The organism is Mycobacterium sp. 141 (assembly GCF_000382405.1).
Lineage (GTDB): Bacteria > Actinomycetota > Actinomycetes > Mycobacteriales > Mycobacteriaceae > Mycobacterium.
Genome location: NZ_KB908258.1, coordinates 221,162 through 246,228, shown reverse-complemented (window position 1 = coordinate 246,228; position 25,067 = coordinate 221,162). Strand labels below are relative to the sequence as shown.

At 67.5% G+C, this 25,067-nt stretch carries 27 protein-coding genes; 17 read left to right on the top strand and 10 right to left on the bottom strand.

Annotated features, from left to right (window positions below; all coding sequences use genetic code 11):
• The first annotated feature begins 39 nt into the window (after positions 1-39).
• The gene (locus H276_RS0108400) at positions 40-750 is read left to right on the top strand and encodes a siderophore-interacting protein (protein WP_019970855.1); all 711 of its coding nucleotides are present in this window, start codon (positions 40-42) and stop codon (positions 748-750) included.
• 48 nt (positions 751-798) lie between these two features.
• Complete coding sequence (locus tag H276_RS0108395; RefSeq protein WP_081625430.1) at positions 799-1,671, top strand: rhomboid family intramembrane serine protease; 873 nt, start codon at positions 799-801, stop codon at positions 1,669-1,671.
• Between the two features lie 7 nt (positions 1,672-1,678).
• Here H276_RS0108395 and H276_RS0108390 read toward each other — a convergent pair whose 3' ends face one another.
• Entirely contained in the window at positions 1,679-3,034 is a 1,356-nt protein-coding gene (locus tag H276_RS0108390) for an FAD-binding oxidoreductase (RefSeq protein WP_019970853.1), read from the bottom strand.
• A 9-nt stretch (positions 3,035-3,043) separates the two neighbouring features.
• The gene (locus tag H276_RS0108385) at positions 3,044-4,264 is read right to left on the bottom strand and encodes an MFS transporter (protein ID WP_019970852.1); all 1,221 of its coding nucleotides are present in this window, start codon (positions 4,262-4,264) and stop codon (positions 3,044-3,046) included.
• Here H276_RS0108385 and H276_RS0108380 point away from each other — a divergent pair.
• The gene (locus H276_RS0108380) at positions 4,263-5,168 is read left to right on the top strand and encodes a uracil-DNA glycosylase (protein WP_019970851.1); all 906 of its coding nucleotides are present in this window, start codon (positions 4,263-4,265) and stop codon (positions 5,166-5,168) included. The genes H276_RS0108385 and H276_RS0108380 overlap by 2 nt on opposite strands.
• Positions 5,169-5,181: 13 nt before the next feature.
• On the top strand, positions 5,182-6,252 hold the full coding sequence (locus H276_RS0108375) for an LLM class flavin-dependent oxidoreductase (protein ID WP_019970850.1): 1,071 nt from the start codon (positions 5,182-5,184) through the stop codon (positions 6,250-6,252).
• Positions 6,253-6,254: 2 nt separating this feature from the next.
• Here H276_RS0108375 and H276_RS0108370 read toward each other — a convergent pair whose 3' ends face one another.
• Entirely contained in the window at positions 6,255-6,692 is a 438-nt protein-coding gene (locus tag H276_RS0108370; protein ID WP_019970849.1) for an HIT family protein, read from the bottom strand.
• 255 nt (positions 6,693-6,947) lie between these two features.
• Between H276_RS0108370 and mbtM the strand changes: the two genes are divergently transcribed.
• On the top strand, positions 6,948-8,525 hold the full coding sequence (gene mbtM / locus H276_RS0108365; protein WP_019970848.1) for a long-chain-fatty acid--ACP ligase MbtM: 1,578 nt from the start codon (positions 6,948-6,950) through the stop codon (positions 8,523-8,525).
• Positions 8,526-8,531: 6 nt separating this feature from the next.
• Here mbtM and H276_RS0108360 read toward each other — a convergent pair whose 3' ends face one another.
• A complete protein-coding gene (locus H276_RS0108360) occupies positions 8,532-8,999 on the bottom strand; it encodes a glyoxalase/bleomycin resistance/extradiol dioxygenase family protein (RefSeq protein WP_019970847.1) in 468 nt (155 codons plus the stop codon).
• Between the two features lie 27 nt (positions 9,000-9,026).
• Between H276_RS0108360 and H276_RS0108355 the strand changes: the two genes are divergently transcribed.
• Positions 9,027-9,863: a helix-turn-helix domain-containing protein gene (locus H276_RS0108355; protein WP_026356724.1), complete on the top strand. Its 837-nt coding sequence runs from the start codon at positions 9,027-9,029 to the stop codon at positions 9,861-9,863.
• 19 nt (positions 9,864-9,882) lie between these two features.
• Here H276_RS0108355 and H276_RS0108350 read toward each other — a convergent pair whose 3' ends face one another.
• Both H276_RS0108350 and H276_RS0108345 read right to left on the bottom strand, forming a co-directional pair.
• A complete protein-coding gene (locus tag H276_RS0108350) occupies positions 9,883-11,292 on the bottom strand; it encodes an HNH endonuclease signature motif containing protein (protein ID WP_019970845.1) in 1,410 nt (469 codons plus the stop codon).
• A gap of 66 nt (positions 11,293-11,358) precedes the next feature.
• Complete coding sequence (locus tag H276_RS0108345; protein ID WP_019970844.1) at positions 11,359-11,847, bottom strand: DNA-deoxyinosine glycosylase; 489 nt, start codon at positions 11,845-11,847, stop codon at positions 11,359-11,361.
• A gap of 84 nt (positions 11,848-11,931) precedes the next feature.
• On the opposite strand from H276_RS0108345, the gene H276_RS0108340 reads away from it, so the two are divergent.
• Positions 11,932-13,029, top strand: a complete 1,098-nt coding sequence (locus tag H276_RS0108340) for an adenylate/guanylate cyclase domain-containing protein (protein ID WP_019970843.1) — start codon at positions 11,932-11,934, stop codon at positions 13,027-13,029.
• A gap of 80 nt (positions 13,030-13,109) precedes the next feature.
• Entirely contained in the window at positions 13,110-13,706 is a 597-nt protein-coding gene (locus H276_RS0108335; RefSeq protein ID WP_019970842.1) for a DUF305 domain-containing protein, read from the top strand.
• Between the two features lie 3 nt (positions 13,707-13,709).
• Here H276_RS0108335 and H276_RS0108330 read toward each other — a convergent pair whose 3' ends face one another.
• On the bottom strand, positions 13,710-14,813 hold the full coding sequence (locus tag H276_RS0108330; RefSeq protein WP_019970841.1) for an ATP-binding protein: 1,104 nt from the start codon (positions 14,811-14,813) through the stop codon (positions 13,710-13,712).
• Positions 14,810-15,514 (bottom strand): response regulator transcription factor, encoded by a 705-nt coding sequence (locus H276_RS0108325; protein WP_019970840.1) that lies wholly within the window; start codon positions 15,512-15,514, stop codon positions 14,810-14,812. Before H276_RS0108325 ends, H276_RS0108330 begins: the two co-directional genes overlap by 4 nt.
• 58 nt (positions 15,515-15,572) lie before the next feature.
• Here H276_RS0108325 and H276_RS0108320 point away from each other — a divergent pair, with 58 nt between their 5' ends.
• The 7 genes from H276_RS0108320 (at position 15,573) to H276_RS0108290 (ending at position 20,094) form a co-directional block, all read left to right on the top strand.
• Positions 15,573-15,779, top strand: a complete 207-nt coding sequence (locus H276_RS0108320; protein WP_026356723.1) for a heavy-metal-associated domain-containing protein — start codon at positions 15,573-15,575, stop codon at positions 15,777-15,779.
• 4 nt (positions 15,780-15,783) lie between these two features.
• Positions 15,784-15,936 carry a hypothetical protein gene (locus H276_RS24555; RefSeq protein ID WP_019970838.1) on the top strand — a complete coding sequence of 51 codons (153 nt, stop codon included), beginning with the start codon at positions 15,784-15,786 and terminating at the stop codon, positions 15,934-15,936.
• A 14-nt stretch (positions 15,937-15,950) separates the two neighbouring features.
• Positions 15,951-18,146, top strand: coding sequence for a cation-translocating P-type ATPase (locus tag H276_RS0108310; RefSeq protein ID WP_019970837.1), 2,196 nt, complete (start codon positions 15,951-15,953; stop codon positions 18,144-18,146).
• A gap of 36 nt (positions 18,147-18,182) precedes the next feature.
• Positions 18,183-18,659 (top strand): RNA polymerase sigma factor, encoded by a 477-nt coding sequence (locus H276_RS0108305; RefSeq protein ID WP_019970836.1) that lies wholly within the window; start codon positions 18,183-18,185, stop codon positions 18,657-18,659.
• Positions 18,656-19,237 carry a methylated-DNA--[protein]-cysteine S-methyltransferase gene (locus tag H276_RS0108300; protein WP_019970835.1) on the top strand — a complete coding sequence of 194 codons (582 nt, stop codon included), beginning with the start codon at positions 18,656-18,658 and terminating at the stop codon, positions 19,235-19,237. Before H276_RS0108305 ends, H276_RS0108300 begins: the two co-directional genes overlap by 4 nt.
• 32 nt (positions 19,238-19,269) lie before the next feature.
• Positions 19,270-19,473: a hypothetical protein gene (locus H276_RS0108295; RefSeq protein ID WP_026356722.1), complete on the top strand. Its 204-nt coding sequence runs from the start codon at positions 19,270-19,272 to the stop codon at positions 19,471-19,473.
• A gap of 66 nt (positions 19,474-19,539) precedes the next feature.
• Entirely contained in the window at positions 19,540-20,094 is a 555-nt protein-coding gene (locus H276_RS0108290; RefSeq protein ID WP_019970833.1) for a hypothetical protein, read from the top strand.
• Between the two features lie 74 nt (positions 20,095-20,168).
• Here the strand turns inward: H276_RS0108290 and H276_RS0108285 are convergent, their stop codons facing one another.
• Both H276_RS0108285 and H276_RS0108280 read right to left on the bottom strand, forming a co-directional pair.
• Positions 20,169-22,058, bottom strand: coding sequence for an ABC transporter ATP-binding protein (locus tag H276_RS0108285; RefSeq protein ID WP_019970832.1), 1,890 nt, complete (start codon positions 22,056-22,058; stop codon positions 20,169-20,171).
• Positions 22,055-23,800, bottom strand: coding sequence for an ABC transporter ATP-binding protein (locus H276_RS0108280; protein WP_026356721.1), 1,746 nt, complete (start codon positions 23,798-23,800; stop codon positions 22,055-22,057). The genes H276_RS0108285 and H276_RS0108280 overlap by 4 nt, the downstream gene beginning before the upstream one ends.
• A 174-nt stretch (positions 23,801-23,974) precedes the next feature.
• Here H276_RS0108280 and H276_RS0108275 point away from each other — a divergent pair, with 174 nt between their 5' ends.
• Positions 23,975-24,508, top strand: a complete 534-nt coding sequence (locus H276_RS0108275) for a DUF3558 domain-containing protein (protein ID WP_019970830.1) — start codon at positions 23,975-23,977, stop codon at positions 24,506-24,508.
• Complete coding sequence (locus H276_RS0108270) at positions 24,505-25,062, top strand: DUF3558 domain-containing protein (RefSeq protein WP_019970829.1); 558 nt, start codon at positions 24,505-24,507, stop codon at positions 25,060-25,062. The genes H276_RS0108275 and H276_RS0108270 overlap by 4 nt, the downstream gene beginning before the upstream one ends.
• The last annotated feature ends 5 nt before the right edge of the window (positions 25,063-25,067 follow it).

Genomic DNA, 25,067 nt, shown 5'->3' with positions numbered 1-25,067 from the left:
TACGACGGCGATGTGGTGTCGTGGTGAAAGGTGGCGAGCATGAGGGGCAAGCAAGCCTCACGTGGCTTGGAAGGCACGTTGGTGCGGCTGTGCGGGGGCGGTGACTACGAGCTGACGGTCACCGGACGCACCGAGCTGACGTCGAACTACCTGCGGCTGCATTTCACCGCCGAGCGCCTGCTCGCCGAGCAGCGCCTGCACCCGACCATGTGGGTGCGGGGCTGGTTTCCCAACGGCACCAAGGCCCACCAGCGTGGCTACACATTGGTCAACCCGGATCCCGAGGCGGGCACTCTCGACATCGACTTCGCCATGCATGACGGGATCGCCACCCGGTGGGCCAGGGACGCCGTCGCCGGCGATGTTCTCGAGGTGACGGTACTCGGCAGCAACTTCGCGCTGCCGGAACCACAGCCGGCCGGCTACGTCATCGTCGGTGACACCGCGTCGCTGCCCGCCATCAACTCGTTGCTCGACGCCATCGGCGATGCCCCGGCCCGGGTGTTCCTCGAAGCGGGGTACGACGACGACCCCGAACTGCCGATCACCGGAGCGGCCGACGTCACCTGGGTGGTCCGCGAGGGCGAGGACCTGCTGGAAGCGGTCAGCTCCTCGGCGTTCGACGCCGCCGATCACTTCGGCTGGGTCGCGTGCAACAACCGCATGACGCGCGCGGTGGCGCGGGTGTTCCGCGACGAATACCGCATCCCGCGCAAGAACATCAAGGCTCAGGCGTACTGGGCGGCCTGATCAGGCGGCTGGCACGGGCGCGTGCCGGCGCCGACTAGGCTCGGCGCCGTGAGCATCCCCGACACGCCGCAGTCACCTGCCGCGACGCCGACGTGCTACCGGCACCCCGACCGTCAGACCTACGTGCGGTGCACGCGTTGCCAGCGGCACATCTGCCCGGAGTGCATGCGCTCGGCCGCCGTAGGCCACCAGTGCGTGGACTGTGTCAAGGAAGGGGCCAAGTCCGTGCGTGCGCCGCGCACCCAGTTCGGTGGGAAGGCCCGCACCGGGACTCCCGTGGTCACCTACGGGCTCATCGCTGTCAACGTGCTGATGTTCGTGCTACAGATGGCGTCGAAGAATCTCGAGAGCGAACTGACGCTGTGGACGCCGGGCGTCGCCATCCACGACCAGTACTACCGGCTGGTCACCTCGGCATTCCTGCACTACGGAGCAGCGCATCTGCTGTTCAATATGTGGGCGCTCTACGTGGTGGGCCCCCCGCTGGAGGCGTGGCTCGGCAGGCTGCGCTTCGGTGCGCTGTACGCGCTCAGCGGACTGGGCGGCTCGGTGCTCGTGTATCTGCTGTCCCCGCTGGGGTCCGCGACCGCCGGTGCGTCGGGTGCGATCTTCGGGCTGTTCGGCGCGATCTTCGTGGTGGCCAAGCGCCTGCGGCTCGACGTGCGCTGGGTAGCCGCGGTCATCGTCATCAACCTCGTATTCACGTTTGTCGGCCCAGCGCTGGGGACCGGTTCGATCAGTTGGCAAGGCCACGTCGGTGGGCTGGTCACCGGCGCCGCGGTGGCCGCGGCCTACGTGCGTGCTCCGCAGCAGCACCGCAACGCGATTCAAGCCGGCGTATCGGTGGCCATCTTGGTGCTGTTCGTCGCGCTGATCGCGGTGCGCACCAACTATCTGCTGGAGTCTTTCGGGCTGGCCTGAGACCTGCTCAGATGGCCGCACCCGGATTGAGGATGTTGTCCGGGTCCAGCGCCTGCTTGATGCGGTGGTTGAGTGCGATCGCGTCGGGGCCGATCTGACCGGCCAGCCACGGCTGCTTGAGCCGGCCGACGCCGTGCTCGCCGGTGATGGTGCCGCCCAATCCGATTGCAAGCTCCATGATCTCGCCGAACGCCAGCTCGGCCCGACGCGTCATGTCGGGATCGGCGGGGTCGAACACGATCAGCGGATGGGTGTTGCCGTCACCGGCGTGCGCGATCACCGAGATCAGCAGATCACGCTCCTCGGCAATTTTCGCCACGCCGCCCACCAGTTCGGCCAGCGCGGGCAGCGGCACCCCGACATCCTCCAGCAGCAGTGAGCCCTTGGCTTCCACGGCCGGGATGGCGAACCGGCGGGCCGCCACGAATGCCTCGCCCTCGTCGGGATCAGCCGTCGAAAACACCTCGGTGGCACCGCATTCGGTGAACACCTCGGCCATGAACGCGACGTCGTCGGCACCCGCTGCGCCCCGGTCGTCGGAGGCGGCCACCATCATGGCCGCCGCCGTGCGGTCCAGCCCCATCTTCAGCTTGTCCTCGACGGCGTTGATGGCCACCGAATCCATGAACTCCAGCATCGACGGCCGGATGCGGGCAGTGACCGCCACCACCGAATTTGTGGCGGCCTGCACCGAGTCGAAGGTGGCCACCACCGTGCACGGCGAGTGTTGCTGCGGCAGCAGCCGCAGCGTCACCTCGGTGACCACCCCGAGCGTGCCCTCGCTGCCCACGAACAGCTTCGTCAGGCTCAGGCCCGCAACGTCTTTCAGACGCGGCCCGCCGAGTCGCACCGCGGTGCCGTCGGCCAGGACCACCTGCAGGCCCAGCACGTAGTCGGTGGTGACGCCGTACTTGACGCAACACAGCCCGCCGGCGTTGGTGGCGACATTGCCGCCGATGCTGCAGATCTCGAACGACGACGGATCTGGCGGATACCACAACCCATGGGCTGCAACGACTTTCTTCACCTCGGCGTTGAGCAGGCCCGGTTGCACCACCGCCGTCCGGGTGGCCGTGTCGACGGTGATGTCGCGCATCTTCTCGGTCGACAAGACGATGCCGCCGTCCAGCGCGGTCGCCCCGCCCGACAGGCCGGTGCCCGCACCGCGCGGCACCACCGCCACCTTGTGTTCGGTGGCCCACCGCAGCACCTGCTGGACCTCCTCGGTGCGGGTCGGACGGACCACGGCCAGCGGCGTGCCCGCGCGCGGATCGGCGGCGCGATCCTGCCGATAGGAGGCCAGGATGTCCGGGTCGGTGACGACGACGCCTGCGGGAAGAGCAGCGATCAGCTCAGACAGCACATGGCGATCCTACGAGCGATCCAATTGCCGCAGCGCGGGCAGGAAGATCGCGACCACGCCGAGCACCAGCATCGGCAGTGACAGCGCCAGGAACGTCGCGTGCAGGCCGGAGGCGTCGGCCAGCGGGCCGGCCACCACGAGGCCCAACGGTCCCGCGGCGTATGCGAGCGAGCCCATCACGCCGACCACCCGGCCCCGCAGATGCTGGGGCGCCCGGGTCTGCATCACGTAGTTGGCGATCGGGGCGATCGGCCCGTAGACCAGGCCCACGATCGCGCACATCGTCAGGATCAACGGCAGCGGCGGCAGGAAAGCGACCACTGTCATCGCCACCCCGAGAGTGAGCACAGCGGTGAGCATGGTGGCGCGCCGGCTCACATACTTCGACACCACGGCGTAGCCGAGGGCACCCACCAGCCCGCCGATGCTCATGGCCATCAGCACCCAGCCGAGTTCGGCGGGTTGGTTGCGGTCGGTGAAGTACTTGGGGAACAGCACGCTCTCCATCGGCATGTACAGCCCGGTGGCCACCAGATCGATGATCGCCAGGGTGCGCAACACCGGCGTGTGCCACACGAATCGCAGCCCTTCGACGATGCCCGACCACACGCCGTCGGGCAGCGCTTGCCGATCGGGCGTGCCGGCGCCCTCCAGGCGCAGCGCCGCGATGGCGGCCAGCGAGCAGGCGAATGTCGCGGCCGTCACCCACATGGTGTTGATGCCGCCGACGGCGGCGATGAGCAGGCCGCCGATGCCCGGACCGACGATGTAGGCGAGGTTGAACACGGCCTCGTACACACTGTTGGCGTGGTCCAGGGTCCAGCCCGCCTGCTCGGCCGCCTCGGGCAGCATGGTCTGCCGCGCGGTCATCCCGGCCGGGTCGAAGAACGCGCCGAACGCCGCCAGCACCGCCAGCACCACGACGTTGATCACCTGGACGCCGAACAGCAGCGCCAACACCGGGACCGTCGCGACCGAGAGCGCTGAGAGCACATCCGAGAGCATCGAGACCCGCCGCCGACCCAGGTAGTCCACGGCTGCGCCGGCGATCAGCGTGGCGGCCAGCAGCGGCAGCGTCGCGGCCATCGCGACGATCGCGGCGTCGAACGCGGATCCATTGCGCTGCAACACCAACCAGGGGAATGCCACCATCGAGATGCCGTTGCCGGCGCCTGCGGTCAAGGCGGCGGACAGGATCAACAGCAGCGGGCCGCGCTTGATGTCAGTCATGGCTATCGCGGCCGAATGTAACAGCGTGCGGCACAGTGGACGGGTGCAACCGGCTCAACTGCCTCATCCGAGCACCGGAGATTTGTTCGACTCCCCGGTGCCGCCCGGTTCGGGCTGGCCCGGCGACCCCGCCGGCCCCGACACGCCGGTGGCGCGGACGGCGGCGCGGGTGCGACGACTGGCTGCCGGTGCCGGATCCCTTGCCGAACTCGACGCGCTGGTGTCGGTGTGCCGGGCCTGCCCGCGGTTGGTGGCGTGGCGCGAAGAGGTCGCGATGATCAAACGGAAATCCTTTGCCGATCAGCCCTACTGGGGTCGGCCCGCGACCGGGTTGGGCTCGCCGCGGCCGCGCATCCTGATCGTGGGGCTGGCTCCGGCCGCGCACGGCGCCAACCGGACCGGACGCGTCTTCACCGGAGACCGCTCCGGTGACTTCCTGTTCGCCGCGTTGCACCGGGCCGGTCTGGCCAGCCAGGCGCATGCCGTCGACGCCGCCGACGGCATGCGGTTGATCGATACCCGGATGGCCGCAGCGGTGCGCTGCGCGCCACCCGGCAACGCGCCCACGCCCGCCGAGCGGGCCACCTGCGCGCCCTGGCTGGACGCCGAGTGGCGAATGGTCGGCGACAGCGTGCGCGTGATCGTCGCACTGGGCGGCTTCGCATGGCGCTCGGCGTTGGACATGGTCGGCTCCGTGGCGCGGCCGGCGCCCAAATTCGGCCACGGCGCCACCGCCCCGCTGACCAGTGCCTTCGGCGAGGTGACGTTACTGGGCTGTTTCCACCCCAGCCAACAGAACACATTCACCGGCCGGCTCACCGCGGCCATGCTGGACGACATCTTCGTCACCGCCCGGCGCATTGCGCTCGGGACCGAGCCGGGGAACGAACCCGGCCGGCCGTGACGTTGACGCTGTCATGCGGCTTTCCGTCCTCGACCTCGTCCCGGTGCGCACCGATCAGACCACCGCCGATGCGCTGACGGCCACGACGCACCTCGCGCAGACCGCCGACCGGCTGGGCTACACCCGCTATTGGGTCGCCGAACACCACAACATGCCGGCGGTGGCGGCCACCAGTCCGCCGGTGCTGATCGCGCACCTGGCTGCCCACACGTCACAGCTGCGGCTGGGTTCGGGCGGAGTGATGCTGCCCAACCACGCGCCGCTGGCCGTCGCCGAACAGTTCGCACTGCTCGAGGCCGCCCATCCCGGCCGCATCGATCTCGGCATCGGCCGCGCGCCGGGTTCGGATCCGGTCACCTCGCTGGCCCTGCGCGGATTCAACAGACGTGACGGCGCTGCTGATTTCCAAGATATCGAGGCGTTCCCTCAATACCTCGACGACGTGGTGGCTCTGATGGGCGCCCGCGGGGTGCGGGTGCCGTTGTCGCGGGATCTGCTGCGGGAGAACCAAGAAGACTACGTGCTCAAGGCGACGCCGGCCGCAGCCAGCGAGCCTCGGGTGTGGCTGCTGGGTTCCTCGATGTACTCCGCGCACCTGGCTGCGGCCAAGGGACTGCCGTACGTGTTCGCCCACCACTTCTCCGGCCAGGGCACCGCCGAGGCCCTCGAGATCTACCGCGACGAATTCCGGCCCAGCGAGCTCGCGGCCGAACCGGTGACCTTCCTGACCGTCAAAGCCGTGGTCGCAGAAACCACCGATGAGGCAAAGGCTTTGCTCTTACCCCAGCTGCAGATGATGGGCCGGTTGCGCACCGGGCAGCCGCTGGCGCCACTCGATCTGGTCGAGGACGCCGAAGCCGCCACGCTGACCCCGCAGGCCGAGGCCGTGGTGGTGTCGGGTCTGCGCCGCGCCGTGGTCGGATCCCCAACGGAGGCTGCAGATCAGGTACGGGCGCTGGCCGAGGAGTTCGGGGTCGATGAGGTGATGATCAACCCGGTCGCCTCGGCGCACCGAGGCACCGATCCGGCTACCGCGACGGCCCGCGACACCACCCTGGAGCTGCTGGTGAAAGAGCTTTTCTAGGCTCAATCCCGCGTGGATCGGTCGAGGTCCTCCAACGCCGCGCGTAACAACCGGCCGGACTCCTCGCGATCCGGGTCCCGGCGCACCAGCACTCCCTTGGCGAAGGACAGCTTGTCGCCGTTGTGCCGCGGCACCACGTGCAGGTGGATGTGGAACACAGTCTGGAACGCGGCCTTGCCGTCGTTGATGACGATGTTGTTGCCGTCGGCGTGGAGTCCGGATTCGCGGGCGGCGCGGGCTATGCGCTGCCCGACGACGGCCATCCCGGCCAGAGTTTCCGGTGGTGTGTCGGTGAGGTCGACGGTGTGCTTCTTCGGGATCACCAAGGTGTGGCCGCGGGTGAACGGCCGGATGTCGAGGATGCCGAGGTAGTCGTCGTCCTCGTGGATGCGGATGGCGGGCGCCTCACCGGCGACGACGGCACAGAACACGCATGACATACCGCCACGTTATCCGGGGCCGAAGGGGCAGCCGAAGATGTCTGCTCTACGGCCCGTAGGGTCCTGTCGGCCGGGGACGGAATGCAGCACAGTTGCCGGTACCGAGACCGGTCAAATGTCGGCAAATAACGAGTACCTTCACGCTATGGCTCTCGGATCCGGCAAATCTGCATGCCAACAGTTGATGCAGGGTCTGACGGACATACGATTCAGAGAACATCGCAATGGAACTGAGACTCACGCGGAGGTTGCCCGATGAACCCACTGGCGGCGGCACTGACTGCCCGACTCGGTGCCAGCACCGATCATCTAGTGCTGCTCGAGGACGGGGAGTGGACACGCTATCCGTGGCCCGAGATCCTGGCGCGCGCTGAGAACGCGGCCGAGCGGTTGCTCGACGACGGTGTGACGCGCATCGGGCTGGTCGGCGAACCCACCGCGGAGTTGGTGTCGGCGATCATCGGCTCGTTCCTGGCCGGGGCGGCGGTGTCGATCTTGCCGGGGCCGGTGCGCGGGGCCGAAACCGCACAGTGGGCGCACAACACGTTGGATCGGTTCCGTGGCATCGGTGTGCAACGCGTCCTGAGCCAGGGCAGCTACCTGGAGCGGTTGACCGAGGCCGCCGACACCCCGCAGGTCGTCGATCTCGTCGGGGTGGCGCATGCCCAGCGCTCCACGTCGTTCGTCGCGCCGGAGGCGGACGCCCCGGTCGCGGTTCTGCAGGGCACCGCGGGTTCGACGGGTTTGCCGCGGACCGTGCAGATTTCCCCTGCGGCGATGTTGGCCAACCTGACCGGCATCAACGAGCGGACCGGTGTCACAGCGGACACGGTGGGATGTTCGTGGTTGCCGCTCTACCACGACATGGGTCTGAGTTTTCTGATGTCCGGCGCCGTGGCCGGCGTGGAGGTCTGGCAGGCGCCCACCTCTGCTTTCCAGGCGTCACCGTTCCGCTGGCTGAACTGGCTGACCGAGAGCGGGTCCACCTGCACCGCCGCGCCGAACATGGCCTACGGGATGATCGGCAAGTACTCCAGCCGGGTCACCGATGTCGATCTGTCCGCGCTTCGCTTCGCCCTCAACGGCGGCGAACCTGTCGACAGTGAGCTGACCGAGCGGTTTGCGGTGGAGATGGCCCGGTTCGGGTTCTCTGCCAATGCGCTGTCACCGTCCTACGGTTTGGCCGAATCAACCTGTGCGGTAACCGTTCCCATACCCGGTGTCGGAATGCTGGTGGACGAGACGGTGTTTCGCACCGACGCGGGAACCTCACCGCGGAAGCATGTCGTGCTGGGCCAGCCGTTGACCGGTATGGAAGTGCGGATCGAGCCACACGAGGCAGCGGCGGTCGAGGTCACCGACCGCGAGGTCGGAGAGGTCGTCATCCGTGGTTCGTCGATGATGTCGGGGTACCTCGGAGAAGAGCCGCGGGGCGCAGACGAATGGTTCCACACAGGCGATCTGGGCTACTTCGTCGACGGCGGACTGGTCGTGTGCGGCCGGGCCAAGGAAATCATCACCGTTGCCGGGCGCAACGTGTTTCCCGCCGAGGTCGAGCAGGTCGCCGCCCAGGTGCCGGGGGTTCGTGAAGGAGCGGTGGTGGCCGTCGGCGTCGGGGAGGGCTCGATCCGGCCCGGCCTGGTGATCGCCGCCGAGTTCCGCGGTCCCGACGAGGCGGGTGCTCGCAGCCAGGTCATCCAGCAGGTGGCCTCGGGCTGCGGCGTGGTGCCTGCCGATGTCGTATTCGTCAAACCTGGTGCGCTGCCGCGCACGTCGTCGGGCAAGCTGCGTCGGTTCGAGGTCAAACGCACGCTGGTCGGCGACTGGGTGTAGCAGGCCTCAGGTGTTGGCCGCCGCCCACTCGTTCAGACGGCGTTCCTGTTCCTCCGGTGAGACGTCCTCGACGCGGGTCATGACGCTCCAGCGTTGACCGAACGGATCGATGATGGAAGCAAACCGGTCGCCCGTGACGAAGGTCTGGATGGGCTCGCGGATGACAGCCCCGGCCGCCACGGCACGGTCGATCACCGCGTCGGCGTCGGCGCAGTAGAACGCGATCGAACCGGTCGCGTAAGCGTCCTTGTCGGGTGCGGCAAGCTGGTAGGCGTCCTGCGGATCGCCCAGCTGCAGACGCCCGTCGCCGAAGTCCAGTTCGGCGTGCGCGACGGTGCCGTTGGGGCCGTCCATCCTGCTCACCAGCGTGGCACCGAACACCGATACGTAGAAGTCGATCGCATCGGCCGCGCCGTCCAGGCACAGGAATGGGGTGAGGCTCGTGTAGCCGTCGGGAATCGGTTTCACACTCATGGCGCCCAGTTTCGTAGCCTGGGTTCGATGGTTGCTTGGAGAAACGCGCCAGAACCGAACGCGCCGGTGCGCGGTGTCGTGGGCCGGGCAGGTACGGGCTCGGTGTTCGATCTGCACCGCTGGGCGCCGTCGCCGGACGCCGCGCGGTTCGTCGAGCAGTTCTGGTCGGTGAGCTGGGACCGGCGTGCCGACGGACCGTTCGAGAGTGCCGTCATCACCTTCCCGGCCATACACATCACCCGGGAATGGGGCGACGACGTGGTCCGCCACGGGGTTTCACTGCCCAACACCTTGGTGCACGGCGTGGTGCCGAAAGTCTTCCGCACCACGATCAGTGGGCGAGGCGCCGTGGTGGGTGCGCGTTTTCACCCCGGGGGTTTCACCGCCCGGTTCGGCAGGGACGCCGGTGAGCTGACCGGCCGTGTGGTGCCGGTGGACGACGAATTATTCGGTGCACCAATACTTCTCGACGACGATATAGCGACGGCCGGCGCTGCTCTTGACGCAGCTGTCGGAGCCTGCACCGCCGAGCCGGATGCGACATACCGTGCGCTGACACCGCTGCTCGACCGGATGCGGGAAGACGGGACGCTGCATCGCGTGGAACAGGTGATGATCCATGCGCCGTGGAGTACCCGCACGACACAGCGGGTGTTCCGGCACTATGTCGGGGTGCCCGTCAAATGGGTGCTCTGCCGTTATCGGCTGCAGCAGGCCGCACTGGAGATCGAAAGCACCCCCGGTGTCGACTTCGCCGATCTGGCAGTCCGTCTCGGCTGGTATGACCAGGCGCATTTCAGCAACGACTTCCGCGCCATGCTGGGCTGCACGCCCGGGGAGTACGCCAGCAGATACGGCAGCTGACGCTAGACAACCACTGCGCTCAGAAGGGTGGTGGTTGGTAGTTGGCGGCGAGCCAGGCTTGATGTTGGCGTTGTTGTTCGGTGTTGAGTGCGATGCGGCGGCGGCGTTCGGCGGCAACGCGGTCGCGGCGGTCCTGTTCGCGGGTCTGGGTGCGGGTCGGCATCATCAGTGCCCGGTACGGCGTGGGCTCGGCCGGGGTGGCCACGACGATCTCGCCGGTCGGGTGGGCCAGCGCGGGGAACAGGGCGGCACCGTGGGGTTCGGTGCGGTAGACGTGCCCGGTCGGTGAGGTGATAACGACTGTGCCGTCGGGTAATTGGTGATCGCTCCACCCAGGGCAGAACGTTTTCACCAAATGATGATGCCGGCAATACAACTTGAGGTTCGAAGGATGCGTCGCCCCGTACGGGTACGGCGCGGTGTGGTCGATGTCAGCGGCGACAGCGGGCCGGTCACACCCGGGAAACCTGCAGGTCAGATCCCGCCACCGGATGAACTTTCGCAACGCTGCCGAGGGGCGATACCCCGGCGTCTCGGTGGGCACGGTGACCGGTGTGGTGCGGCCCGTCGCGGCCAGTTCACGTACCGTCTCGGCGGGCTGGATCCCGAAGCCGGGCAGATACCCGGGCGTGTTCGAGGTCCCTTCGACGGTGGCCTGCTCGGCCAGCACATGAACCACCGCCGCATCAGCCGCTGCGCGTTGCGCGGTGGCTGGGCAGTCCGGAGTTCCGCACCGGCACGGTAACTGTGCTTCCAGGCGCGACAGCGGCCCGAGCGCATCCGAGCGGCGCTGCTGGTGGGTGCGTGGATCGTTCTGACACACGGTGGCGGCCAGGGCGTCCAGGCGCTGATCGAAACCCGCACCGTCGCCGGCATGCACAATGGCCCACACCAACGCCATACCCGGGCCGGCTGGTTCGACCGTGATGTGGCGGGACTCGTCCACACTTGGAGGTATCCGCACCCCGGCGGGATCGTATTTGGCCACCCACAGATCGACCCGATCCTGCAGTTTTTGATCCGACAGGCGCATCCACTTGGGTGCGTGGCGGGCCACTGCGGCATCCAGTTGCGGGCACACCGCCGCCTCGACCAAGGTGGTGCGCGCGATGATGGTGCATACCACCCGGTAATCGATGGTCCCGGCGGCGAACACCGCCGCTACCTGCGGGAGTTTGTCACGCAGGACTCGCGCCCTGCGGATCTGTCCACCGGCGCGGGTGCGGCTGATGGTCAACGCCGCCGACACCTCCGCGGCGACCTCCTCGAATGGATCGCTGCGCCAGAAGATCGTCTCGGCCAGCTCCCGCTCTCGACGCGCATCCAACTCACCGATCAGCGCAAGCCGCCGCGCGACGGCCGCCGCTTCCGCCCGCGCGGCATCCCCCAACCCGTCGATCAGGGCCGCGTCAGCGAGGTGGTCGAACATGTGTTCGATATTACTCACACCCCCGACAACAGGCTCAATTCCTCGTGCTGCGGATTGCCTGATCACTCAACCGATGGCAGCCCGCCAGGCATCCAGCTTGTCGGCGTAGGCCATGGTGTGCGCGGGACTGGTGGACGGCAGCCGCACCCGGGCCGGTGACGGCTCGATGTGCACAAGGCGGCGGTAGTTCGCCTCGGCGGCGGCGCCGTTGAACACCACCAGTTCGATCTCACGGTGATCATCGAAGAACTGCCTGAAGTCGTTGGGCACCATGCTGTCTCGCTCTACTGCCGAATCGAGGCTGCCCACCCGGCGGCAGGATCGCAGCACGTCCCATACCGCGATCCCGTGCTCCTGCAGTGCGGCCACCCGCTCGGAATACGGCTTCGCCGCATCGAATCCGACCACGTCGGCGGCGATCCGCCAGAACGCATTGCGCGGGTTGCCGTAGTACTCCCGGGCGGCCAGCGACGTGACACTCGGCATGTTGCCGAGGATGAGCAGCCGCGGCCGTTCGCCGACGATGGGCGCCAGCCCCCGCAGTACCTCGCTCACCAGAGGCACTCAACCACATTCATCTTCAGGGCCGGCGGCCACGATGATCGAGTCTTCGGTGCCGCATTGACGAGATACGTTGAGGTGGTGTCTGACGACGGTTTACTCGAGGGTCTGGAGGGTGATGCACGCGCACAGCGCGCCGAGCTGATTCCGTGGCTGCTGGACCGGGGGATCACCGTCGACCAGATCCGCCACGAGATCGCCCCGGCACTGCTGGCCCCGCGCCGAATCCTCGGGGACGACGGCCAGTACGTGTCGGCGCGTGAGGTCAGCGAGCAGGTCGGCATCGACCCCGAGCTGTTGCAGCGCCTGCAGCGGGCGATGGGGCTGCAGTCGGTCACTGATCCCGATGCTGCGGTGCTGCCGCATGCCGATGCCGAGATCGTCGCGCTCGCTCAGCGTTTTATCGAACTCGGGATCGAGCCTGACCAGATCGTGCTCATCACACGGGTGCTGGCCGAGGGCCTGGGCCGGGCGGCAGAGGTGATGCGGTACGCGGCCTTGGCGGCCGTGTCGAACCCTGGGGCGACCGAGCTGCAGATCGCGCAGGGGTCCGAGCGATTGGTGGCCGCGGTGGCCCCGCTTATCGGGCCGATGATCCAGAACATGCTGTTCGTCCAGCTGCGCCACGCCCTGGAAACCGAGGCGGTCAACGCCTCCGAACGCGCGGAGGGGGTGCCGTTGCCCGGTGCCCGGCTGGTCAGCGTGGCGTTCGCGGACCTGGTGGGGTTCACGAGTCTGGGGGAGGTTGTGCCTCCTGAGGATCTGGAGCGGTTGGCCAACCGGCTGGCCGACGCGGCGCGTGACGTCGCGGTGGCGCCCGTGCGGTTGATCAAGACCATCGGTGACGCGGTCATGTTCGTCAGTACTGATCCGGGCGCCCTGCTGGACGCCGCGCTGGCGTTGGTTGCCGTCACCGAGACCGAGGAGGATTTCCCGCGGCTGCGGGTGGGCCTGGCGACGGGGCTGGCGGTGAGCCGAGCCGGCGACTGGTTCGGCAGTCCGGTGAACCTGGCCAGCCGGGTCACCGGGGCCGCGCGGCCGGGGAGCGTGCTGGTGGCCGAATCCACGCGCGAGGCGATCGGTGACGCAGACCGGTTCACGTGGTCCTTCGCCGGGGCGCGACGCCTCAAGGGCATCAAGGGTGAGGTGAAGCTGTTCCGCGCGCGGCGGGCCTGACAGCGCGGACGAGCTTTATCGAATCTTCACAGAACGACTAGCCCAGCCATATCGACCCTGGGCAGGCTCGAGCCGTGGACATGAAAAGAACCATCGCGACAGGAGCCGCCGCGCTCGCAACCGTTGCGCTCGCGGCGGGCTGTAGCAACTCTTCGGGCACTCCCGCGAGCAGCCCGACCGATCAGCCGACCACGAGCACCTCGACCGCTGCCCCGGCCAGCAGCCAGCCGCATAACGACGCCGATGTCATGTTCGCCCAGCACATGATCCCGCATCACCAGCAGGCCGTCGAGATGAGCGACATGCTGCTGGCCAAGCAGGGCATCGACAAGCGCGTGACCGATCTGGCCACCCAGATCAAGGCCGCGCAGGCCCCCGAGATCCAGCAGATGCAGGGCTGGCTCACCGCATGGGGCAACCCGCCCATGCCCGCAATGGGTCACATGCAGGGCATGATGTCCGATGCCGATATGGACGTGCTGCGTGACGCGCAGGGCGTCGAAGCCGCCAAGCTCTACCTGACCCAGATGATCGCGCACCACGAGGGTGCGATCACCATGGCGCAGACGGAAATCAGTGATGGTCGGTATCCGGACGCGGTGAAAATGGCGCACTCGATCGTCACCACGCAGCAGCAGGAGATCGACACCATGCGTGCCATCCTCGGCACGCTCTGACCGCTAATCGGCGGGCAGGGTCACGATGAACGTTGCGCCGGTGCCTGTGCCGGAGCTGCTGACGCTGATGCGACCGTGGTGGGCTTCGACGAGGGCCTTGACGATGGACAGGCCGATGCCGGAGCCGCCACGGTCGCGGTCACGGGCCGTATCTGTGCGGTAGAAGCGTTCGAAGACGTGTGGCAGGTGCTCGGCAGGGATGCCGTCGCCGGTGTCGCTCACCGTGAGTGTGACCATGTTCTTGGTTGTGCTGGCGGCGATTTGGACGGATCCGCCTGATGGGGTGTGGCGTAGCGCGTTGTCCAGCAGGTTGCCGAGCACCTGGCCGAGTCTGTGCGGATCCACCCATAGATGCGGCAGCGCGGTGTCGATGTCGACGTGCAGGGTGACGCCTTTGGCGTCGAACCGGTTAGCGGCAGCGGCCACCGCGACCGCCACCAGATCCGCCACCGACACCGCCGCCGGTTCGATTGTGGCCTGACCCTCCTCGGCCTTCGCGAGTGCGGCGGCATCGTCGGAGAACCGCACCAGTCGACGGGTGTGCTGTCGCAGGACATCCATGGTCTCGGTGTCGAGGGTGCGTACACCATCCTCGATCGCCTCGACGTAGGCATCCAAAACTGCCACAGGAGTGCGGATCTCATGCGCCAGGTCACCGAACAACCTGCGCCGACTGGTGTCGATCGCCTGCAGCCGGCTCGCCATCTCGTTGAAAGACTTTGCCAGAGCATCGAATTCGTCGCCCAGATGGGCTGGCGGCACCCGCGAGTCGTAGCGGCCGTCGGCGATGGCGGTGGCCGCTGTGGCGACATCGGTGACCGACCGCTGTAGCCGCCGGCTGAGGTACCAGGTGACTACCAGGGCGGCCAGCGCGGCCACACACATTGCGACGCCCACCGAGATGACGGTGGCATAGACGTATGCCTGCTCGGCATGCATCTGCTGGGCCGAATCGCCGGAAACGCCGGCCCGGTGCAGATGTTCGCGGAACAACGGCGGACCGACGACCGCGGCCACCACGCCGGTGGTTCCGGCTGCGGCGACCAGCACCAGGGCCTGTGCAAGCAAGAGCCGGGTGCCGAGCCCGGCGTGCCGGCGGCGCGTCATCGGCCGGTGCCCATCTTGTACCCGACGCCGCGTACCGTCATCACGTACCGTGGAGCAGCCGGGTCGTCGCGAAGTTTGCGTCGCAGGTGCCCGATATGGACGTCGACCAGGTGCTCGTTGCCGACATAGCTTTGTTCCCACACTGTTTCGATCAGACGGTGTCTGCTGAGCACCACGCCGGGGTGTGCCGAGAGTGCGGCGAGCACATCGAATTCGGTGCGGGTCAGCACGATCTGCTCGTCGTCGATGGATACCTGCCGGCCTGCGACGTCGATGCGCAGCGGTCCGAACACCCGGGCGCCCTCCGTGCTCGCGGTCGTGTTGCGCGGCCTGCGCAGCATCGCCTTGACCCGGGCGACCAGCTCGCGGGGACTGAATGGCTTGGTCAGGTAGTCATCGGCCCCGACGGACAGTCCGACGATGGTGTCGAGCTCGGTGTCGCGGGCGGTCAGCATCACCACGTAGGCGTCGGAGAAGGTGCGCAGTCGGCGACATACCTCGATGCCGTCGATTCCGGGCAGGCCCAGGTCGAGCACCACGACGTCGGGATCGACCTCGCGGGCCACGGCCAGGGCGTCGGGCCCCGTGTGGGCGAGGCTGACCTCGAACTGTTCACGGTCCAGGTAGCTGGCGACGATGCCGGCCAGTGCGGTCTCGTCGTCGACGACCAGGGCGCGGTAACCGGCCGGTGTTGAGTCCACCACTTTATGGTGCACGGGCGCCTCACTTTCATACCCTAGGGGGGTATAGTATGGCGCTATGAGCATTCAAACCATCACTGTTACTGGTATGACCTGCGGGCATTGCGTTTCCTCGGTGCGTGACCAGGTCGGCAGCATCCCCGGGGTCACTGCCGTCGACGTCGACCTGTCCACCGGCCGGGTAACGATCGAGAGCGGCGCGCCCGTCGACGCCGCCGCCATCAACGATGCCGTGGCCGAGGCCGGCTATCAGGTGGCGCACTGATCCGATGAGTGCTGGCACGAAGATCGCCGCATTCGCCGCCGCGCTCGCGGTGGTGTCCACCGACTTCGTGCCGGCCGGTCGGGAGCCCCTGACGCTCGGCGCGGCCGAGGAGCTGGCGTACCTGCACGTGACCGTGCCGCGCGGGCACCGGCACTGATGAGGAAGGGCGAAATGAGCGTGGAACTGCAGATCGGCGGCATGACGTGCGCCTCGTGTGCCGCACGCATCGAGAAGAAGCTGAACCATCTCGACGGCGTCACCGCCACGGTGAACTATGCGACCGAGAAGGCCCACATTGACGGCGATGTTCCCGCCGAGACGCTGATCAAGGTTGTCGAGGACGCCGGCTATGCCGCACATGTGCCGACGCCGGAGCCGGAAATGGTTCCGGTGCAGGATGATCCGACGGCATCGCTGCGAACCCGGCTGGTGATCTCGGCCGCCCTGGCCGTACCGGTCATCGCGATGGCCATGGTGCCTGCACTGCAATTCACCAACTGGCAGTGGTTGTCGCTGACGCTGGCCGCGCCCGTTGTGGTGTGGGGTGCCTGGCCGTTCCACCGTGCCGCATGGACCAATCTGCGGCACGGCACGGCCACCATGGACACGCTGATCTCGATGGGTACCCTCGCCGCGTTCGGCTGGTCGCTCTACGCGCTGTTCTTCGGCAGCGCCGGGGTGGCGGGGATGAAGCACCCGTTCGAGCTGACCATCTCCCGCACCGACGGCACCGGAAACATCTACCTCGAGGTGGCTGCCGGCGTCACCACGTTCATCCTGGCCGGACGCTACTTCGAGGCCAGGTCCAAACGGCGGGCGGGGGCCGCGCTGCGGGCGCTGCTCGAGTTGGGCGCCAAGGACGTGGAGGTGCGCAGAAACGGTGTTGAACAACGGATTCCGATCGACGACCTGAGGGTCGACGACGAATTCGTCGTCCGGCCGGGGGAGAAGATCGCGACCGACGGTGTGGTGGCCGAAGGCTCATCGGCCGTCGACGCATCGATGCTCACCGGCGAGTCGGTGCCGGTCGAGGTCGGCCCGGGCGATCAGGTGGTCGGTGCCACCGTCAACGTGGGCGGTCGGCTTGTGGTGCGCGCCAACCGGATTGGCTCCGATACCCAGTTGGCACAGATGGCACGGTTGGTCGAGGACGCGCAGAACGGCAAGGCGCAGGCGCAACGCCTGGCCGACCGGATCTCGGGCGTCTTCGTGCCGATCGTCATCGCACTGGCGGTCGCCACGCTGGGCTTCTGGATCGGCACCGGTGGTTCGGTGGCCGCCGCGTTCACCGCGGCCGTGGCCGTGTTGATCATCGCCTGCCCGTGCGCACTCGGTCTTGCGACCCCGACCGCGCTGCTGGTCGGTACCGGGCGCGGAGCGCAGCTGGGCATCCTCATCAAGGGACCCGAGGTGCTGGAGTCAACGCGCAAGGTCGACACCATCGTGCTCGACAAGACCGGGACCGTCACCACCGGCGCGATGACGCTGCTTGACGTCATCACCACAGACGGCGTGGACGACGCCGAGGCGCTGCGCCTGGCCGGCGCCCTGGAAAATGCGTCGGAACACCCGATCGCCAAGGCCATTGCGACGAGCGCGCGCGCCAAGGTCGGTGAGCTGCCCGCGGTGGAGAACTTCGGCAATGTGGCCGGTCTCGGTGTGCAGGGGGTCGTCGACGGCCATGCGGTCGTGGTCGGCCGGCGCCGGTTGCTGGCCGATTGGGCACTGCCGCTGCCGGAGCCGCTCGACGCGGCCGTGCGCGATGCCGAGGCGCAGGGACGTACGGCGGTCGCGGTGGGCTGGGACGGTGCGGCCCGGGCGGTGCTCGTGGTGGCCGATGCGGTCAAGCCCACCTCCGCGGAGGCCATCGCCGAGCTGCGTACCCTCGGGTTGACTCCGATCATGCTGACCGGCGACAACCAGGCCGCCGCCCGTGCTATCGCCAAACAGGTTGGTATCAAGGATGTTTACGCCGAGGTGCTGCCGCAGGACAAGGTCGACGTGATCAGACGGTTGCAGAGCGACGGTGCCGTGGTCGCCATGGTGGGCGACGGGGTCAACGATGCCGCCGCACTGGCGCAGGCCGATCTGGGGCTCGCGATGGGAACCGGGACCGACGTCGCCATCGAGGCCAGTGATCTGACGCTGGTGCGCGGCGATCTGCGGGCGGCTCCGGACGCCATCCGGCTGTCCCGGCGCACGCTCGCGACCATCAAGGGAAACCTGTTCTGGGCGTTCGCCTACAACGTCGCAGCGCTGCCACTGGCCGCGGCCGGGTTGCTCAACCCGATGCTGGCCGGGGCCGCCATGGCATTCTCGTCGGTGTTCGTGGTCAGTAACTCCCTGAGGTTGCGGCGTTTTCGGTAGACCTCACGAAACTCGTCGACGGAGCGTCTACAGAGCGTGCCAGTCAAACAGCCTTTCGAGACAGTGGTGTGTCGGCACGGCCCGACGGTGTTGCGGGTGTGCCGCGCCGTCGTCGGGCCGATCGACGCCGATGACGCCTGGTCGGAGACCTTCCTGTCGGCGCTGAAGGCCTATCCCGACCTGGACCCCGACGCCAATGTCGAGGCCTGGCTGGTGACTGTCGCACACCGCAAGGCCGTCGATATCACCCGTGCGCGGTCACGCCGGGCGGTCCCGGTCGACGTTGTGCCGGAACCGCCGCGACCACCGGCACCCGAACATCACGACGACCTCATCGAGGCGCTGGATCGCCTCGCCGACAAACAGCGACACGCTGTCGCCTACCACTACCTGGCAGGCCTGCCCTACCGCGATGTCGCCGAAATCCTCGGTGGCAGCGAGGCGGCCGCCCGCCGCGCGGCTGCAGACGGTGTGGCCGCGCTCAGGCGCACGTTCAAGGGAGAGCTTCGATGATCAACGACGACATGATGATTCACGATCTGGCGGTACTGAAGGCCCGGCTGGCTGCCGATGCGCAGCGCGACGGTGTCCTCGACATCGCCTACCGCGTCGTCGACAGCCCCGTCGGCCAGCTGTTGCTGGCCGCCACCGACCACGGCCTCGTCCGGGTCGCGTATGCGAGTGAGGACCACGACGCGGTGCTGCAGACCCTCGCCGACAGGATCAGCCCCCGCATCCTGAACGCACCGGGCCGTCTCGACATCGCGGCCCGCGAACTCGACGAGTACTTCGCCGGTGCCCGAAAAACATTCGACTTTCCGCTCGACTGGCGCCTGGCTGCGGGATTCCGCAGCACGGTGTTGCACCATCTACCCGAGATCGGCTACGGGCAGACCGCAAGCTACGCCGCCGTGGCACGCCTGGCCGGAAACCCGAAGGCCGTGCGCGCCGTCGGGACGGCCTGTGCCACCAACCCGCTTCCGGTCGTGGTGCCGTGTCACCGGGTGGTCCGCAGCGACGGCGCGATGGGTGGCTACCTCGGCGGGGTCGACGCCAAGCGGCTGCTGTTGGAGTTGGAGGCCGCGGCATGAACGTCGGCGCTGTGCGCTGGCATCCTGGTGTCATGGCAAAGGAAATCGACCGGGTCCGGGCACAGAGCGCCCTCGCGGTCATCAAGCAGCACCCGGGCATGGTGCTGTTCGCATTGTCGCCGGTCATCGTCGTGCTTGGCGTGGTGTGGTGGCTCATGGGCCCCGGTTGGGCCGGGCTGCTGCTGGTCGCGCTGGTACTGGCCGGCGGCGCGGCTCTGCTGCTCAAGCGCAACTGACCCGTGGGTGTTCGCCGGTGGTGAACGCCGCTCTACCAGTGCTGTAACAGTGTAATCATGTAATACATGAAGCAACACCATCAACACAGCCGCGGCGGCTGGCAGCAAGCTCAGCAGCCCGCCGCCCACGATGCCGCCGAGTGGTTCGCCGGGCGACTGCCCGATAGCTGGTTCACCGGTGACCCCACGGTCGTCGTCGACCGCGAAGAGATCACCGTCATCGGACGGTTGCCGGATCCCGCCGACGGTGAGAGTGAGGCCAGGGCCTCCGGCCGGGCCGCCCGGTTCCGCGAAGAGACGCGCGGTGAGCGCATGCGTATCGCCGACGAGGCGCAGGACCAGTTCGGCCGCAAGGTCTCCTGGGGTGTGGAAATCAGTTCAGGAGACGGCACTGAACGAGTCCTGTTCACCCACATCGCCGTTCCGGTGATGACCCGGCTCAAGCAGCCTGAGCGGCAGGTGCTGGACACCCTCGTCGATGCCGGTGTGGCACGGTCCCGGTCCGATGCGCTGGCCTGGTCGGTCAAGTTGGTCGGTCAACATACCGAGGAGTGGCTGGGCAAGCTGCGGGATGCCATGAAGAACGTCGACGATCTGCGCGCCGAGGGCCCGGGACTCTAGCCTTCCCCGCCGAGACTACGGTTTCTCGTGCGTTTCCGGCGATTTCGCGCCAAAACCCGTAGTCTCGGCGAGACTCAGGCCTGGGTCATCTCCCAGTACCTGCCGCGACTTGCCATCAGGTCTTCGTGGCTGCCACGTTCGACGATCCGGCCCGCATCCATCACGAGGATCAGATCGGCGTCGCGGATCGTCGAGAGCCGATGCGCGATGATGAAACTGGTTCGGTCCCGGCGCAATACGTTCATCGCGTGTTGGATCAGCAACTCGGTGCGGGTGTCCACCGAGCTGGTGGCCTCGTCGAGGACCAGCAGCCGGGGCCGGGCCAGAAACGCTCGGGCGATCGTGATCAGTTGCTTCTCGCCGGCGCTGATACTGCCGCCGTCATCGCTGACGTGCGTGGCGTAGCCGTCGGGCAGCGTATGCACGAACCGGTCCACATGAGCGGCCTTTGCCGCCGCGATCACCTCGCCCTCGTCGGCATCCGGGCGGCCGTAGGCGATGTTGTCGTAGATCGTGCCGCCGAACAACCACGTGTCCTGCAGCACCATGCCGATCGACGAGCGCAGAGATTGGCGGCTGACGGTCGAGATGTCCACCCCGTCGATGCGGATGTGTCCGGAATCAACGTCATAGAACCGCATCAGCAGGTTCACCAGCGTGGTCTTACCCGCTCCGGTCGGCCCGACGATGGCCACCGTGCTGCCCGGTTCGGCGGCCAGTGACAGATCCTCGATCACCGGGGTGCCCGGCCGGTAACTGAAGCTGACGCGGTCGAATTCCACGCGGCCGCCGCGGATGTCGAGCCGATCGGGCGGCTCGGGGGTCTCCTCGGCGGTGTCGAGCAGGTCGAAAACCCGCTCCGCGCTGGCTACTCCGGACTGCATGGTGTTGTACATCCCGGCGAGCTGGGTGAGTGGTTGGTTGAACTGCCGCACGTACTGGACGAAGGCCTGGATGCTGCCGAGGGTGATCTGGCCGGTGGCCACCTGCAGGCCGCCCACCACGGCGACGGCAACGTAGCTGAGGTTGCCGATGAACATCGTTGCGGGTGCGACCAGGCCGGAGAAGAACTGCGCGGCGAAGCTCGACTGGAACACCTCGCCGTTGAGCTCGGCGAACCGTTGTCGGGCTGCGGCCTGATGACCGAACGTCTTGACGATGGTGAAACCGCTGTAAGTCTCCTCGATGTGTGCGTTGAGCCGCCCGGTGTTGCGCCATTGCGCGACAAACAGTTTTTGTGACCGACGGGCGATCCAGCGGGTCACCCACAATGAGAGCGGTACCGTCATCACGGTCAGCGCGGTGAGCAACGGCGAGATCGTCAGCATCATCACCAGCACGGCAATCACCGTGAGGACTGCACTCATGAGCTGATTGATGGTCATCGACACTGACGACGAGATGTTGTCGATGTCGTTGGTGACACGGCTGAGCAGCTCGCCGCGCTGCCGGGAGTCGAAGTAGGACAACGGCAGTCGGTGGATCTTGTTCTCGACGTCGGCGCGTAGCGCGGCCATGGTGCGCTGTACCACCACCACGAGCAACCGCGCCTGGACCCAGACGAACAGCGCGGCAAGCAGATACAGGCCCAGCGCCAGGGCCAGGGTGCGGCCCACCGCAGCGAAATCCACGCCGTGTCCTGGGATCACGTTCATGCCGGACAGCAGATCGGCGAATGCACCGTCGCCGCGAGCCCGGGCCGCCGCGATGGCCTGCTCCTTGGTCAGGCCCGCAGGCAATTCACGCCCGATCACCCCGTTGAACAGCAGATCGGTGGCGTGGCCGAGAATGCGCGGGCCGATCACACCGATCGCGACCCCGGCGACACCGAGCACTATCACCGCGATCGCCGGCCCGCGTTGCGGCACCAGCAGCTTGACGAGCCTCAGCGTCGAACCACGGAAGTCGCGCGTGCGTTCTGCGGGTGCGGCGAGCATCGCGCGGCGCGCGGACGGGATGCTCATGAGGGCTCTCCTGCGCCCACCGACTGCGACTCGACGAATTCGGCATACGTGGGGCAGTCGCCCAGCAGCGTCTCGTGGTCGCCGACGCCGACGATGCGGCCATCGTCGACGACCACGATCTGATCGGCATCGACCACCGTCGAGATCCGCTGCGACACGATGAGCACCGTCGCCTTGCTCGACACCGCACGCAGCGAATCCCGCACCTTGGCGTCGGTGTGGACGTCCAGCGTGGAGAATACGTCGTCGAAAAGGTAGATCGCGGGCCGGCGGATCACGGCGCGTGCGATGGCCAGCCGCTGGCGTTGCCCGCCGGAGAAGTTGACGCCGCCCTGGGCCACCGGCATCTGCAGGCCTTCGGGGTGCGCGCGCACGAAATCGTCGGCGGCCGCGACCCGAAGCGCCTCCCACATGTCGTCGTCGGTCAGCACCTGCCCCGGGGCCGCGCCGTAGCCCAGGTTCTCCGCGACCGTCCCGGTGAACAGGTAGCCGCGCTGCGGCACCAGGCCGATCATCGACCAGAGTTCCTCGATGTCCTGATTGCGGACATCGACGCCGTCGACCCGGACCGCACCCGCGGTGACGTCGTACAGCCGGCAGATCAGCGACAGCAGCGTCGACTTGCCCGATCCCGTCGAGCCGACTACCGCGGTCGTCGTCCCGGGTCGTGCCGTGAAGGAAACATTTTGCAGCACAGGTCGATCCGCACCCGGATAGCTGAAGGTGGCGTTCTGCAGGGTGATTTCGCCGGTGTGAGCCCGTGGCTGCTGCGGGTGCGCGGGACTGGTGATCGCGGGCGCGGTGTCCAGCACCTCGGTGACCCGTTCGGCGCATACCGAGGCCCGCGGAAACAGCACCAGCAGGAACGTCGCCATCAACACGGCCATCAGGATCTGCATGAAATAGGCCAGGAACGCGATCAGGGAACCCACCTGCATATGGCCCGCGTCGATCCGCAGGCCACCGAACCAGATCAGCGCAACGCTGGAGACGTTGATCACCAGCGTGGTGACGGGCAGCATCAGCGCCTGCCAGCGCCCGCCCTCGATCGCGGTACCTGCCAGCGCCTCGTTTGCTCCCGCGAACCGCGCCCGTTCGAAGGGTTCGCGGGAGAAGGCCCGGATCACCCGGATGCCCGACAGTTGGTCGCGCATCACCCGGTTGATGCCGTCGATGACGCGCTGCAACCGGCGGTAGACGGGCATCAACCGCCTGATGATCGTGTAGTTGGCCAGCGCCAGCACCGGCACGCTGATGAGCAACAGCCACGACAACCCGGCGTCCTGGTGCACGGCCATGACGATGCCGCCGATCGACATGATCGGTGCGGTGACCAGCATCGTGCAGGTCAGCTGCAGCAGCTGCTGGATCTGCCCGACGTCGTTGGTGGTGCGGGTCAGCAGCGTCGGGGCGCCGAACCGTGCCGTCTCGGCGGCGGAGAACGTCGTGACGTGCTGGAAGATCGCCGAGCGCAGGTCGCGCCCGAAGCTCATCGCCGCTCGCGAGCCGAAGAACACCGCGCCCACCGCGCACAGCACCTGCAGTCCGGTCACGCCGAGCATCACCCCGCCCAGGTCGATGATCCGGCCGGTGTCGCCCTTGGCCACTCCGTCGTCGATGATCGCGGCGTTGACGGTCGGCAGATACAGCGACGCCAGGGTGCTGATCACCTGAAGCCCGGCCACCACGGCCAGCAGAGACCGGTACGGCCGCACATACCGCCGCAGCACCGCCCAGAGCATCCAGCTACTGTCGCACACCGCGGCCGCACCCAACCTGTTTGGCCGCTCACGGAAAAACGAACCGGAAGTCCAGGTCAATCGGCATGTCGGTGGTTGCCCACACGGGGTGCAGCTACAGTGCATGGCGTGACTGGACGCGCGACGCCGATACGACGGACCCGCACCGCCATCCAGATGGCAGTGCTGGCTGCTGCCGTGGTTCCGGTGTTCGCTGCCTGCTCGGGTTCCGGCGAGTCGACGGGGCCGTCGGTGCCGTCAGCGTCGCCCTCGGCGACTGCCGCCGCCAAGCACGGGCCGTTCTTTCCGCAGTGTGGCGGGATCAGCGACCAGACGGTCGCGGAGCTGACCCAGGTGCAGGGTCTGGTCAACACCGCGGTCAACTCGTCGGGCTGTCAGTGGCTGCAAAGCGGCAGCATCCTGGGCCCGCACTTCTCGTTCACCTGGTTCCGGGGCAGCCCGATCGGGCGGGAACGCAAGACCGAGGAGTTGTCGCGCACCAGTGTGGACGACATCAACATCGAGGGACACAGCGGTTTCGTGGCCATCGGCCAGGACCCGTTGCAGAACACCTCCAACCTGTGCGAGGTCGGCATCCAGTTCGACGACGACTTCATCGAGTGGTCGGTCAGTTTCGACCAGAAGCCGTTTCCGGAACCATGCGGCGTGGCCAAGGAGCTCGCCCGTCAGTCGATTGTGAACTCGAAATGAGCGTGAGCAGGGTCCGTAAGGGACTCGCCGTCATGGTGGCCGGCCTGGCCGTGTTCGCCGGGCTGACCGGCTGCACCCGCACGGTCGAGGGTGTCGCCGCCAAGGAGGGTTCCGGCGGCGGACCCAGCAACAACAGGTCCGAGAAGCAGTACCCGAACCTGCTCAAGGAATGTGACGTCCTGACCCAGGACATCCTGGCCAAGACCGTGGGTGCGGATCCGCTGGACATCCAGAGCACCTTCGTCGGTGCGGTGTGCCGTTGGCAGGCGGCCAACCCGGCAGGCCTGATCGACATCACCCGCTTCTGGTACGAGCAGGGCAGCCTGGACAACGAACGCAAGGTGGCGCAGCAGCTGCAGTATGCGATCGAATCCCGCCGGATCAACGGGGTCGATTCGATCGTGATGAAGCCCAACGATCCCAACGGTGCGTGCGGTGTGGCCAGTGACGCCGCCGGCGTGGTGGGTTGGTGGGTGAACCCGCAGGCGCCGGGTATCGATGCGTGCTCGATGGCTATCAAGCTGATGGAGCTCACGCTCAACACCAATTCCTGAGCTTT